Below are 13,151 nucleotides of genomic sequence, written 5' to 3' on the forward strand. Positions count from 1 at the left end.
TCGGGATGGCGCTGTTCTAATATGCATCCACCGATTGGCGCGCCTCGATTTCGGCCATCTGGATGCCCATTTCGACAAATGCCGAAAGAACGGTAAACCGGTCGGCGAGCGCGACACGGGCCAGCCCGGCCAGAATCCCGGCGTTGACTGCATGGGCAGCAGGAAATGATTGCAAGGCCGGTGCCATCGTCGCGGCCATGGCCGAACCGTTGTCCCGCCATCCGGCAGCCAGCGCAATCCAGCCGACCGGCGTTGTTGGCGGTGTCGCTGCCGCTGTGCCGACGGCTGCCCGATGCCGAGGATTGTCCGGTTCACCCACCCAGTCGCGAATATGCGCAAGCAATTCCTGATCGGTCCCATCGAACAGCTCGGTCAGATGGCTCAGGCATTCATGCGCCCACCAGACCGCGGCGCGCTCGGCAAGCAGGTAGGCACAGAAAGTAATCGCTTCTTCGGGAACGCGCCCGGCCAGCAGCTCGCGGCAAAACGCGATCGAGCCTTGTTCGGTTGGAAGGGTTTTCATGTCCCGGGCAATAGTGGGACAAGCCGTGAAAAGATCTCGTGCCGTCTTGAATCGGAGCCCATTGGCCATGACCGCCACGCTTTCATCGAAAAGCCTTGGCCACTCAAGCCTCAGGCGCGGCGCGGGTCAAGTCTCAACCGGCGATGCGGCAAAAACCATCGGCACTATCGCACGCCAGCGTTTATCGACATACAATTGCCGTGGAATTTGATATCATCGCGATCCTCGAAACCGGATGCTCAAACAGGAGTAACCGCTATGCAGTGGGGCAGTTCAGCCTTTGTGTTGGCGGTCGTGTTTTTCTCGACCCACGCTTCCGCCGATCCTGTTCAGAAATCAGAAGACATCGTTAAGTTCTTTGCCGGCGCGGCCGATCTCGGCAAGTCGCGGGGAATTTGCGTCGGCACCGAGGAGGAATGCAAGAGCAAGACCAAGGCAAAAGACGCGCCGGGAGGAAAGTCCAGTCTCGATATGCTGATCAATTTCGGCCTGGATTCGGCCGCACTCGACACCACTGCGCGCTCTGAACTCGACGAGTTCGCCAAGGCGCTGAAGGACAGCCGGCTGAGCACGTTCAGCTTCGTCGTCGAAGGTTACACCGACGCCACTGGCACGGTGCATTACAACGAAGGCCTGTCTCAACGACGAGCGAAATCGGTGGCAGCCTTCCTGACGGCTAGCGGCGTCGAGGCTTCTCGTATCAACGCGATTGGGATGGGTGAAAAGAATCCGCGCAGCCCCAACCCGTACGATCCGGTCAACCGCCGCGTGGAAATGCGGATAAAGACGCAGTAGCGTGCTAAAGCAATTCCAGGAAAAGTGAGAACGGTTTTCCGTCCGGAATTGCGTCAAAACAAAGAGGTAGAGCGGTCAGTGTTTGAGCACGCTGCCCACGGCCACACCAGCGCCGAAGATCAGTGCCCTGGCGAGGAAATTGTCCCGCGGCGGAGCAGGTTCATCCCGCCGCACCATGATCTCGCGGTCGCGCCACTTCTGAGCGACCTGCCGTTGTTTGCGGGGTCCTTGTGTCACCGGCTTCATCGTGCGGGCCTTCTGCACGACGGGCTTCTTCGGCTGTGCCGTACGGGCTTGATCGGCGGCATTTCCGGCGCGCACGGCTGCCATCATGGGATCTGACTGGATCACCAGGAACGCCAGTTGCTCGCGCGTCAGATAGGTGGTTTGCGGCAGTCCGTTATCGGCTTGCCAGATGCCGATCGCCTCACGGGTCTGAGAGCCCAGGGTTCCGTCGATGCGCCCAAGCTCGTTGCCCAACGCTTCGAGCCGCAACTGCAGGTCGATGCGGCCCTGGCGGTCGAGGCCCATCGCACTTTCCGTCAACTCGGTGCCCGGCGTCTGCTTCATCTCGTCCGGAACGCTGACAGAGCCGGAACCGGCGTTCGCCTGGTTCGTATCGGGTGCCGAGACCTGCCGGTTTTGAGCGTTCGGGCCGTTCAATTCGTCGATGTTCAGCCGCGCCACGGTGGCGAAGCGACCGTTCGGGAACTGGTCGAGATAGGCCTGGTAGAACGGCCCGGAATTGTGCTTCGAAGCCTCATCCCAAAGACGTTGCTCGACTTCCCAGGAAGGAGAGACACTGGCGACAGGGGCAGTGGCGGACGTCGCGGATGCGTCGGCTACCGGATTTACGGCCGGCGGCGCCGCAGCGGCGACGGGTTTACCCAGGAAAACCTCGCGTCCCAGCGATGCGTTATGCCACGGCCGCTGGCGGCCTTGCGTGGTTTCGGTCACTTCGCCGCGCACGCGCGTCAGCGCGCTCTGGATTTCGACGCCGGGTTCGGTCAGATGCTTGGCGAGCGCGGTGGAGTAAGGACTGTCGGCCCCGTCGCCGTCGAAAGCGATGGCGCCCGGATCCGTTGCATAGGCAATCAGCAGGCCGCCCGTACCGACGCCGTCCGATCTCGCTTCGATCGGCGCCAGGCCGGTACCCAGCGAGGTGGAGCGGCTTTTCGGCAGCGAGGCAGCCAGCGTTCTTGCCAGCGGATTGTCGCGGCAGGCATCGAGGATGATGACGCCAATCGCCGGGTCGGGCGGCAGCGCGGCCATGAAATCGTCGATCTGAACGGTGCGGGTCTTGAGATAGGCCGGCGACGTCAAATCAGCGTCGACAGGTATCAGGTAGTTCTTGCCGTCGACCTGCATGCCATGGCCGGCATAGAAAATGACCGCGAGGTCGGCGTCGTAGGCTTGCTCGGTGAACCGGCTGATGAGGCTGTGCATGCCGGCATTGTCCTGATCGACCCCTTCGATCACCTCGAAGCCGGCTTTGCGCAGCGTCGATGCGATGAGGCGGGCATCGTTGGCCGGGTTGGGCAAGGTAATCGCATGGACATAGTTGCTGTTGCCGATCACCAGCGCGACGCGCTTGGCGTCAGGCGCGGCGGCCTCCGCGCCTAAGGCGGCAAGGAAAACCAGGATAATCCCGCTCAGAAAGACTGTGATCGTTTTCATGGACCAGCCCTCTACCCACCAGGGTGCTAAATTTCGTCGGCGACTGGGTCGCCTGTGCCAAAAATGATTCCTGGACGTGTGTGGTCCTGACCGTGGCTTTGGTTCACAAAGGCCCGAGAAATAGTGACACCAATGGCCTGAGCGACTGATGCCGCACAGGCAGGTCAAAGCGCAGTCTGAATCGAGCTGATGAGGGCGGTGACGGCCTGCTTGTATTTTTCGAATTCCGGTGATGTCTGGCGGATCTCCGTAGTCGTCTGCGGGGGGGCATCGGTGGCCACACGGCTCAGCTTCTGGCCCATCTTCCTTTCGGCCCAGTCCACCACATAGCTGGCTGTCTTGCCCGTGAGAAACGGGTTGGCCTGGATGACGGCCGACCCCAGCACGGCGCTCAGTTGCGCCGAACCCGGCGCCGACAGCACCTGATGCGCGCCTTCCATTCCCAGGAAATGACAGAGGTAGAGCCGGCCGGCCGTGATCTGGTGACCGCGCGCCCGAAGATACGCTTCGCCCTCGCGCGCCAGGTTGCGAACCATCTCGCGCGAGATCGTGGCGTCGTAGCGCAGGGCGAGCAGGTCGGCGGTCGACAGCGAGCGCGCGAGGTCCGGGCGGTAGGTGTTCATCATCCGAATCCAGGTCTTCGTTATGAACTGGCCGGCGCCGGTCGCCGAGGAATTAGGGTTCTTGGCGCGGGCGCTGCCGCCACTCTCGACATGAACGATCCGCTCGGTCAGCGTTTCGACGGCGACATCGCCGGAATTGCCAGAATTGCCGGAATTGCCGGAATTGCCAGTGTCGTAGGTGGCGACCGTGGTGACGGTGCCCAGCGGGTCGATCGCCTCGCCATTCTGATAGAGTTCGAAATGCAGATGCGGGCCGGTCGACAGCCCGGTAGTGCCGATATAGCCAATGACGTCGCCGGCCCTCACCTTGGTGCCGACTCCGCTCGCAATGGCGAATTTTTGCATATGCGCGTAGCGCGTCTCGCGCCCGTTCTCATGCGAGATCTTCACCAGATTGCCATAGCTGCCGCCATCGCCCTGGAAGCTGATCTCGCCGTTGAAGGCCGCCATGATCGGCGTGCCGACAGGGGCTGCCCAATCGACGCCCTTGTGGATACGAACGACGCCGAGGATCGGGTGCTTGCGCGGGCCGAAGGTCGAGGTCATGACCCCGTTCACCGGCGTGACCATGCCGTTGGCGACAGTCAGCGAACGCACCTCGTCATTGCCGGTCACGCAGGCGAACTGGCCGTCGCTCTGCTGGAAGACGAAACAGTCGATGGTCTTCTCACCCCCCTGGACGCCGACATAAAGCACCCGCCCGGACGTCTCTTCCTTGCCCCGCGGCGTCTGCGAGTAGATCAGCACCAGGCGCTGGTCCTCGCTGGCGAAGGCGTCGAGGTCCTGTCCTCGCGACAGGTACATGATCGCCTCGCCGATGACGCCGGTTGGAACCTTGTTGCGCGCAGCCGTCGAATAGATCGCGTCGAGCAGGCGGTATTGCCGCTTGGGCCCGCCTTGATCGGCACCGGAATAGTTGAACAGGTCTTCGCGCACCCAGGGGTCGACGCCCGACACGAAGGCGCCCGCGGCGTTACGCGTCAGCGTGCCGACAAAGACATTCTTGGCGTAGATCGAGACCTGCATGAGCGACATCGTCGTCTTTTCTCGGTTCGGCCGGAATCCGCGCATGGCGACGACATAACCCGCTTCCAGGCCGTCCCGGTTGAAGAGCGCCTTCAGGGCTTCGCCGGCCAGCTTGGCATCGTCGGCGGAGAAATGCGCGTCGAGCGCAACGCTGTCCAGGCTGCGATCGTTGAGGATCTTCACGAACGTATCTTCGGTCGCCTCGAAGCGCTGGTACTCGCTGGTCACGGTTGCGACGGTCGTGTTGTTCTCGATCTGGGTCTTCTTGAAGGCGGGCAGCGCTGCCTCGCCCTGATCGATGGTCTCTCCCCAGCCGGCCTCCGGGTCGTCGGCATCCGGCTTGGGCGCCGAACCGGCCGGGGCCTCGCTCGCATCGGGTGCCGCCAGCTCGTTATCCAGGTCGCCCTGCTGGTCGTCCCGTGCCACCGGCGGGGCAGGCGGAGCGGCCTGCTCGGTGGGTGCGGCAGCTGGCGATGTCGGAGCGGTCCGCCGCTGTGCCTGGAAGAACGCGAAGTCCTCTTGCGTCGACGGGATCGTCGTCATGAATTTTTCGCTGGCACTCAGCATCACGTCGGAGAGGATCTCGATCTGCGGCGAGGCGCCGGAACTGTCGAGCTCGGCCGGGCGCGCTACCGCATGGCCCTTGCTTGCCGCGTCGGCATCGGGCGCTAGCGTGATCCACATCGGATCTCCCGCCAGGTCGATGATGGCAGGCACGTAGACGGATGCATCGGCCGGTACGTCGTCGGCGCCTTCGACCGCGTGCAGCTCCTCGTCCTCGTCGCCGAACGACCAATAGTCGGCGGTGAGGTAGAAACCGGCGGCGATCGAAATCAGGACAATTACGGCGAGGCCGGCAATGAGCCGGCGCCAAAGCGTGCGCCTGCGCAGCGCGGCGCGCGCCTGCTTTTTCTCTCTGAAGCTGGTGTCGATACTGTGCGTCACGGATTGCTTCCGGTCAGGAAGAAGGTCCACCGCACCTGTTCAAGCGTATCGACCTCGAGAAATTGCGCCGCGATATGGCCGCGCTGCCAACACTCGTCGATGCCGCGGATCGAAAACCGCCGCCGCTCGATGCACATCTCGGTCGATCCGGTCAGGATCGCATGCCCAAAGACATCAGTCGCATAGATGTAGATGTAGCGGTTCGTCAGTTCCTCGCGGATGACGTTGACGCATTGATTGGCGCCGATGGTCCACCAGCCGTCGGTCTGGTCCGCATTGTCGACCTTCTGGCCGACCGCCAGATTGACGACGTCGAGTGTCTGGTTGCAGACGGTGAATTCGGCGTGCGCTTCGCCGGACACCAGCACGGCCAGCAGTGCCGCTCCCGCCATGACCGCGAACTTCATGCGGCCCGTCAGGGTAGGCAGCGCTCGAGCCGGATCACGCTGCTCTATGGGCAGGTCGGCAGACGAGTGGGACAAACACGCGCGGCGGAGTTCCATCGGGCGCCCATGCTATCCGCCGAGCCGGAAATACTTGGCAGTGGCTGAAAATTGCGATCCGTCGGTCTCGATCTCTTCGAGAATTTTAGGCAGCAGCACCGAGGCCGGCGTCGGCGCGGAGAAGGCCGCCGCCTGGATATCCTTCGGGCCGGTGATCACCATTATGATCTGCGGCACGGCTTTCCCGGCGGACTTGTCAGCGGCGCCGAGCCCAATCGGGATGCTGAAGGTAGCCTTGTCGGATTGTGCGACGATGCGGTCGTCGAGATTGAACACCATGCCCTTGTGATCGATCAGCAGGACACTGGAAATGAGCCCGCCGCGCGTCACCAGCGTGCCGCTGATCGGCGTACCATCAGTCACCGATGTCCGGTCGAGAACAAGCTGCGGCTTGTCGGCCGTGGTCTGCCCGAGAAAGCGCAGAAAGTTGGTGACTTCGCATTGGCTCGGCTCGATGAGGCGGACGCTGATATCCGGCTCGACATGGAATTTTGCCTGGAAATCGCCGAGCATCCGTTCGAATGGCTGTACTGCCGTGCCAAATCCTTCGATCGCGGCGGCTTTGTCGGTCGACGACGTCATGGTCGCATAGAAACAGTCGCCGCCGCCGAAGTCGCGAACCCAGGAGACCCGTTGCGCACCGTCATCGACGACCGGGGGGATCGCCGGTTTGGGCACGTTCAGCGCGACGACTGGTTGGTCCGGCTGGCTGGCCGGCGGTGGCGAGGCGTTTTGGCCCTCGGCGTTCGCGGTATCCGCCTGGCTCGCAGTGGGCGCCGGCGGCTGGCTGATCTGCGGCTCGGGCTTTGGGGTCTCCACAACCTTTGGCAGGACCGGCGGCGGCGTTGCGACCTTCTCGGCTGGCGGGGCTGGAACGGCCGGTGGGGTTGGAGCTGCTTCAGGCGCCGGAGCCGACGTTTGATTGTTGCTGGCCATCGTATCCGGCTGGGGTGCCGGCGACGTCTTTGCGGACGGCCGCTGGGTATCCGCTATGGGCGGCTTCGGGGGTTCTTCAGTTTGCGCCGAGGCAGTGGGTTTCGCCGGCTCCGGCGCTTGCACTGGCTTGGCATCTGCCTGGCCTCCAGCCGGCGGCGCGCTCGCCTCTGTTTGTGGTTGCGCTTCCATTGCCGGCGGCTTCGCGGGTTCCTCGGCCTGCGCGGGGGGTTCGGCGGGCTTGGTCGGCTGCGGCTTTTGAGCCGCCGCGGCATCTGGCTGTTTTTCAGCCGGCGGGACGCTGGCCTCCGGCTGCGCGGATGGAACCGGCTTTGCCGGCTCGGGGGCGCTCGCGACTTTGTCCGTCGGCGCCGGCTTCGATGGTTCGGGCGCGGAAAGCGATGTCTTGCCGGCAGTCGGCGTCACAGGTGTCATGAAGCCGCTCAGGTAAAGGCCGGCGACCGAGACAACAGCCAGCGTCGCAAGAGCAGCGATCGCGATGGTTCGGGTCTTCGCGGGTTTCGCGGGGACATTGCTCGCGGCCGTACGCGGCGGGCTGGCGGCCGGCGAAGGCAACGATTTGGACAAATGCGCTGGCCGGACATGCGGAACGAAGCCCTGCTCGCCCGGACCCGTTGCCGCCGGCGCGTTGTACCCCGCGACATTGGATGGCTGGGGCTTTGGATCAGGAGCAAGGGTTTGCTCGGCTGGTGGCAAAGCCGGCCGTTCACGGGGTGTCCTGGATGGGGGCGGCGTTGTCGCTTCGTCTTCGCCGCGCGTCATCCTGGCGATGTCACCCATGCTGACCGGCCGGTCTTGCGGATCCGGTTGCAGCATGGCTTCGACAATGCCGCGAAAATCGTCGTCGATGTCAGAGAGATCAGGCACGGTTCGGCGCTTTTCGATGATCTCGTACTGCGATCCGCTCATGTCGATCGGCTTGCCGCGCAGGGCGGCGGCCAGCACCAGCCCAAGGCTGTAGATGTCGGACTGTTCGCTGACGTCGCCGCTGTACAGCCCGAGCTGTTCGGGTGAAACGTAGTTGTATTTTCCCGCGAACTTTCCGCCGATCAGCGTCTCGCCGCCCACGGTCGCCGATCGAGCGATGCCGAAATCGATGATCTTTGCGCGATCGACCCGGCCCCCCGGCAGGATGATGTTATCGGGCGACAGGTCGCGATGGATTGCTCCGGCCTGATGCACGGCGGCCAGGCCGGATGCGAGGCGATGGCAGAGCTTGCGCACCTCTTCCGTCGGCATCGGCCCCCTTCGCATGATGTCGAACAGCGACTCGCCGTCGACGAATTCCATGGCGAGGTAGGGACGGCCGATACCGGGATCGATGGTGAAGACGTGGTATCGCACGACCGCGTCATGCGACAAATGGTTGAGGATCGAGGCCTCCTTGCGGAACAAGGACAGGATCGTCTGGTCACGGGCAAACTCGGGCAGCACGATCTTGATCGCGACGTGGTCGCCGGTCTGGATGTTGTGGCCGCGATAGACCTCGCCCATGCCGCCGAATGCGATCCGCTCGTCAAGTTCGTAGATGCCGCTGAGCTGCGTGCCTACCGCGGTGTTGGCCACCTGCGGCGAAATTCGCGTCTTGTCGTCGGCGCTCATCAGCCTCGGCCCTCCGCTCTGGACAGATCAGGGTGGAGCGATTGTCCATTGCGCCCGGTTCCGATCTTCACCAGTACAATGGTGACATTGTCCGTTCCGCCCCGCGTCAGCACCGTTTGCAAAAGATTTTCGCAGGCCGCCTGAGGCGTTGCCGACACCACCGCAGCCTCGATCTCCGCATCGGTGACATGTGCCGTCAGCCCATCGGTGGCGAGCACGAAAATGTCGCCCGGCATCAGTTCGCCCTGCTGGAAATCGATGACGAAGTCGTCGCTGACGCCGACCGCATGCGTAATCACATTGCGGCGTGGCCAGGTCAGCGCCTCGGCCGCGCTGATCATGCCTCGATCCAGCAGCTCCTGCACTTCGGTGTGGTCCTTCGAAATCTGCGAGATCGCGGCGTTGCGGATCAGATAGACCCGGCTGTCGCCCGCCCACAGGCAGGCAAACCGTCCGTCCATCGCCAACAGGGCCGCGACCGTGGAGCCGATCGTGATGCCGCGCGATTCCGATATGCTGCGGATTTCGGCATTGGCCCGGCTCAGCCTGTCCTCGAAACGCGCCCGCAGATCCGGAGCTGAGCTTGCGATGCCGATCGTGGCCAGGTGGTCGACAATGCTGGCCGAGGCGACCTCTCCGGCATCATGTCCGCCCATTCCGTCGGCCACCACCCAAAGCCCGGTTCGTGGCTCGAGCAGATAGTTGTCTTCGTTGACCTCGCGGACACAGCCCTTGTGGCTCACGCCGAAACTGTCAAAGGGAAGGGCGACATCGCTCACCTTGCCACCAAACGCGTCTCACGCGTCCTCTGCGGCGCACTCCCGGGCGCCTGCTCACGCCAGTCTGCCACAGGCTCGGACATTAAAGTATCGAAATTAAGGTCTGGGCGCCTGTGGCTCATGCAGGGTGTCAACGCGTTGAAAAGCGCGAAGCTCATCTCAAAACGCCTTCGGACAGCTGAAATCGGAAAGTGCCTGAAGCAGGAACGGGCTGGGGCCGGAGCCGGTCTGGATCGTATAGGTGACGTCGCGCCCGCCGATCACGAAGCGCGCTTCGACATTGCTGTCGGTGCCGGTGATGGTCGCCTTGTCCATGAGCCGCTTCAACGCCCACGGCCCTTCGAACTTGATGCTGGAGTCGCGGCCCGGCATCTCCGGCGTCAGGCTCAGGCTGGCGGATCCCGAAGCCGCGCCGCTCGGCCAGGTCAAGGTGCTCGACGCGTTGCCCGCCTGGTTGCTCTGGACGGTCTGGCCATCGACATCGAGCACCGCGGCATCGGCATCGCCATGCAGTGAGAACGGCGTGAAGGTGATGCTGATCGAAGGCATCGAACCGCCCTGCGGAAAGAAGGCACTGCGGATTTCGGCCGCCCGCTGGAAGCTTTTCAGCGTCGACTTCGACAGGTCGCGCCCGAAGCGCGCATCCTGTTTCCAGCTCCAGTCCTGGCCGCTCATGTCGATCAGCGATGCGAGGTTTTGCGCGAAGAACCGGTCCAGCACCCCGCCTGGAGCGAACAGTTTCGCGAAATCCGCCATCGCCATGTCCTCGGCGCCATTGCCGGCGAAAGGATAACGGCCGTTGACCGCCGCCTCGCAAGGAGCCGTGACCGCCTGGTCGAGCATCTGGTTCAAATTCGCCACCGAGGTCTCCGTGACGTTGCCTTCAAATTCGTCCGCCGTCGCATTGACCATTCTGGCGAGCGGCTTGGGCAGGCGCGAGGAATTGGCGCGAAGGGTGGCTATCTGCAGCTGCAGATTGGCGTTGACGCGTTCCGTCTGTGACGGCACGTCGGTCGCCAGTTTCAGGCTCTGATAGATGTCGCGGAAATTCTGCGTCAAGGCATCGATCGGTCGGCGTCCGGCAGGACCGCTCACCAGGGCCTGGAACGACCTGAACTGCGCTTCGATGTTGGCCCCGGGGCTCTGGTTTTGCGCTGCTGCGGATCCTGCGCCGGCACGGCTTTGTGATTTTCCCGTGGCGATCTGTATGCCGATGCGCGCCAGCCCCTTGGCCATCTTTGCTGCGTCCGGAGACTGGCCTTGAACCGTGCCGGCCTCAACCCCGATGCCTGAGTCCTTGGCGTCCCGCGTCAGGGCTGTTTCGTCGGCGATCGCCGTAAACAGCTGTTCGATCGGCGAGGTTGGCGAGGCGACGGCGGAAAGCGCGATATAGTGTGGCTTGTCCTTCAGCATCGCTTTGAATTTCAACCCATCGAGAACGCTGTTCCAAGCTGTTGCGAACTCCTTGCCATAGCGATCGAGGAGCTCGGGGCCGAGCTTCAGCAGTTCTTGATCGATGCCGCCTTGTTCGCCGCCGCCGCCAAGCACCCACTGGTCGTCGACGAGCATCTGCGCAATGCGCGAGAGCTGTCCGAGATTAAAACGGTTGAAGCCGGCATAGGTATAGAGGCCGGGAACACGAAGGCCTGACAGGTCGCCGCCATCGACACGCTCGAATACCAGCTGCGCTTCCGGGCCGCCTCTGACGGAAACGGAAAAATCCTCCAGCGCTGCCGAATACACCGCCGACTTGATCAAGGCAGTGGCGCGGTCGGCAAGGCTCATACGCCCGAGCGAGCGTTGAGCGGCCTCGACGAGCGGCTGGTTGAGTTGGAAAACCGGATCATAGGCGTCGTCCAGGGCAAGCATGGCGCGCAAGTGCTTTTCGAGCTGCTCGCGTCCTGCGCGGTTGTTTTCGCCTGGATAGCGGTTCTGCTCCCAATCCTGCTTCATCCAGGAAACGATCAATGCGTCGTCGACCTTCGGCGCCTTGCCGCCAAGCATCAGATAGATTTTCAACGGCTCGTAGAGCGCGGCGGGATCGGCCATCTTGGCCTGGATCGTCCGTTCGGCTTGGATCAGCAGGCGCGATCGGAACATGCGTTCCAACGCTTGCCGGTAAGCCGTCCTGGACGCCGAAAGCAGTCTCTCCCGCTGGCTGAGGCCGAACGTCTCCTCGATCGGTGTCGGCATGTCGCCGGTTTCGAACCCGGCCGGCAGATCGCGCAACTGGTCGAGCGGACCGATGACGTTTTCGAGGTCGACATCGGTGACCTCGGTGCTTTTGAGCAGCGCGTCCGCCGTCGTGCGATACTGGCCCATGGCCTGCTTGGTGGAGGCGATCAGCGACCTGTTGGCGATGAAGCTTAGGGCCAGGATGCCGAGGGCCACCGCGGCGATCAACGCGATAGCGCCAAGCCCGGCAAATCTGGCGATTGCCGCCCGCCTTGCCGCCGATTTGTCGTACGAGACCCATCCGGATTCGGCAAAAATGACGCCTGTCAGCAGATCATGCAAAAAGAAGCTCTTGCCGCTTCCGGAAAGATGGGCGCTGGAACTGTTGCCGAAGCTGCGGCCGATCGCGCCCAGCACTTGATCGATCGGCGTCCCCTCCTGCGTGCCTGACGAAAAATAGAGCCCCCGCAGGCTGGCATTCACCTGGCTGCGGCCTGGATCGAACAGGCCGGCGATAAAATTCGCAATTCGGCCCTTCAGCGCGCCAAACTGCGCAGGAAAGCCAAAGACGGATATGCGCGCGGCCGGATCGACCTCTTCCTGAAGTCGGTCAGGCATCTCCTCGACCAGGCGTCTTGCCAGTGCATCGAATTCGGCCGGTGCCTCGGCGGCCATGTTCTTCGTGCGATCGCTGGTCTGGAATGTCGCGCCCCAGACCTTGCGCCGGCGCGGCTCGTCGAAACCGCCGAAATAGTCCATGAACCCGACGACAAGATCGGCCTTGGTGAACAGCAGATACACCGGAAACTGGATTTTCAGCGTCTCGTGGATTTCCCGCAGGCGGCTGCGTATCTCGACGACGTGAGCATCAAGCTGCTGATCGTCGAGGCCGATGAGATCGGCAAGGCTGATCGCCAGGATGACGCCGTTTATCGGTTGCCGTGTGCGGTATTTCTTAAGCAGCGACAGGAAGGCGAGCCAGCTCTTGCTGTCGCTCTGGGCATTGGAATCCTGCGTCGTGTAGCGTCCGGCGGTGTCGATCAGCACGGCCTCGTCGGTGAACCACCAGTCGCAGGCGCGGGTGCCGCCAACACCGGCGACTGGCTGCGCATCACCCGAACCGGCCAGCGGAAAATTCAGTCCAGAATTGATCAGTGCCGTTGTCTTGCCTGCGCCGGGCGGGCCGATGATGATGTACCAGGGGACCTCATAGAGGAAATTGCGCTTGCCGCTCGACCGTTTAAGCGCGGCGATCGCCTCGTTCATGCGCGCCTCGAGCACCTGCGAGTCGTCATCCCTGTCGTCGTTGCGGGCAACGGCCGTCTCCAGCGCCTTTTGCGCCTTGCGCATCCGCCAGAAACGCAATCCGTAGAAGAGCGCTACGGCCGCCACGATCACGCCGATGATTGCCGCACGCAGCCAGACAGGCCCGAGAGGACGGCTATCGGCGAAGCGGATCAATGGTCCGGCAAACCACACTGCCGCCGAAAAACCGGCCAGCGCGATCATGCTGAAGATCCGCAGCAGCCAACGTGTCATCGGCGCTTCC

General features: G+C 63.1%; 8 protein-coding genes. 1 reads left to right on the forward strand and 7 read right to left on the reverse strand.

What is annotated here, in order from left to right; translation table 11 throughout:
* Nucleotides 1–16: 16 nt before the first annotated feature.
* A complete protein-coding gene (locus tag A3A9_RS0114940) occupies nt 17–592 on the reverse strand; it encodes a DUF6931 family protein (RefSeq protein WP_202596376.1) in 576 nt (191 codons plus the stop codon).
* 189 nt (nt 593–781) lie between these two features.
* Here A3A9_RS0114940 and A3A9_RS0114945 point away from each other — a divergent pair, with 189 nt between their 5' ends.
* A complete protein-coding gene (locus A3A9_RS0114945; protein WP_027059501.1) occupies nt 782–1,318 on the forward strand; it encodes an OmpA family protein in 537 nt (178 codons plus the stop codon).
* 75 nt (nt 1,319–1,393) lie between these two features.
* Here the strand turns inward: A3A9_RS0114945 and A3A9_RS0114950 are convergent, their stop codons facing one another.
* The 6 genes from A3A9_RS0114950 to tssM form a co-directional block, all read right to left on the reverse strand.
* Nucleotides 1,394–2,995: a caspase family protein gene (locus tag A3A9_RS0114950; protein ID WP_027059502.1), complete on the reverse strand. Its 1,602-nt coding sequence runs from the start codon at nt 2,993–2,995 to the stop codon at nt 1,394–1,396.
* 164 nt (nt 2,996–3,159) lie between these two features.
* Nucleotides 3,160–5,589, reverse strand: a complete 2,430-nt coding sequence (locus tag A3A9_RS0114955; protein ID WP_027059503.1) for a M23 family metallopeptidase — start codon at nt 5,587–5,589, stop codon at nt 3,160–3,162.
* Nucleotides 5,586–5,996 carry a DUF1036 domain-containing protein gene (locus tag A3A9_RS0114960; RefSeq protein WP_033838567.1) on the reverse strand — a complete coding sequence of 137 codons (411 nt, stop codon included), beginning with the start codon at nt 5,994–5,996 and terminating at the stop codon, nt 5,586–5,588. Before A3A9_RS0114960 ends, A3A9_RS0114955 begins: the two co-directional genes overlap by 4 nt.
* A gap of 108 nt (nt 5,997–6,104) precedes the next feature.
* A complete protein-coding gene (locus tag A3A9_RS0114965) occupies nt 6,105–8,648 on the reverse strand; it encodes a serine/threonine-protein kinase (RefSeq protein ID WP_027059505.1) in 2,544 nt (847 codons plus the stop codon).
* On the reverse strand, nt 8,648–9,427 hold the full coding sequence (locus A3A9_RS0114970; protein ID WP_027059506.1) for a PP2C family protein-serine/threonine phosphatase: 780 nt from the start codon (nt 9,425–9,427) through the stop codon (nt 8,648–8,650). Before A3A9_RS0114970 ends, A3A9_RS0114965 begins: the two co-directional genes overlap by 1 nt.
* 159 nt (nt 9,428–9,586) lie before the next feature.
* Complete coding sequence (tssM, locus tag A3A9_RS0114980; protein WP_027059507.1) at nt 9,587–13,141, reverse strand: type VI secretion system membrane subunit TssM; 3,555 nt, start codon at nt 13,139–13,141, stop codon at nt 9,587–9,589.
* Nucleotides 13,142–13,151: the final 10 nt, after the last annotated feature.

This window comes from Mesorhizobium loti CJ3sym (genome assembly GCF_000472785.1).
GTDB lineage: Bacteria > Pseudomonadota > Alphaproteobacteria > Rhizobiales > Rhizobiaceae > Mesorhizobium > Mesorhizobium loti_E.

Excerpts from the sequence above, each read along its gene's own strand:
- tssM (WP_027059507.1), bottom strand. The coding sequence starts at position 13,141 with ATGACACGTTGGCTGCTGCGGATCTTCAGCATGATCGCGCTGGCCGGT.
- A3A9_RS0114965 (WP_027059505.1), bottom strand. The coding sequence starts at position 8,648 with ATGAGCGCCGACGACAAGACGCGAATTTCGCCGCAGGTGGCCAACACC.
- A3A9_RS0114960 (WP_033838567.1), bottom strand. The coding sequence starts at position 5,996 with ATGAAGTTCGCGGTCATGGCGGGAGCGGCACTGCTGGCCGTGCTGGTG.
- A3A9_RS0114945 (WP_027059501.1), top strand. The coding sequence starts at position 782 with ATGCAGTGGGGCAGTTCAGCCTTTGTGTTGGCGGTCGTGTTTTTCTCG.
- A3A9_RS0114950 (WP_027059502.1), bottom strand. The coding sequence starts at position 2,995 with ATGAAAACGATCACAGTCTTTCTGAGCGGGATTATCCTGGTTTTCCTT.
- A3A9_RS0114940 (WP_202596376.1), bottom strand. The coding sequence starts at position 592 with ATGGCCAATGGGCTCCGATTCAAGACGGCACGAGATCTTTTCACGGCT.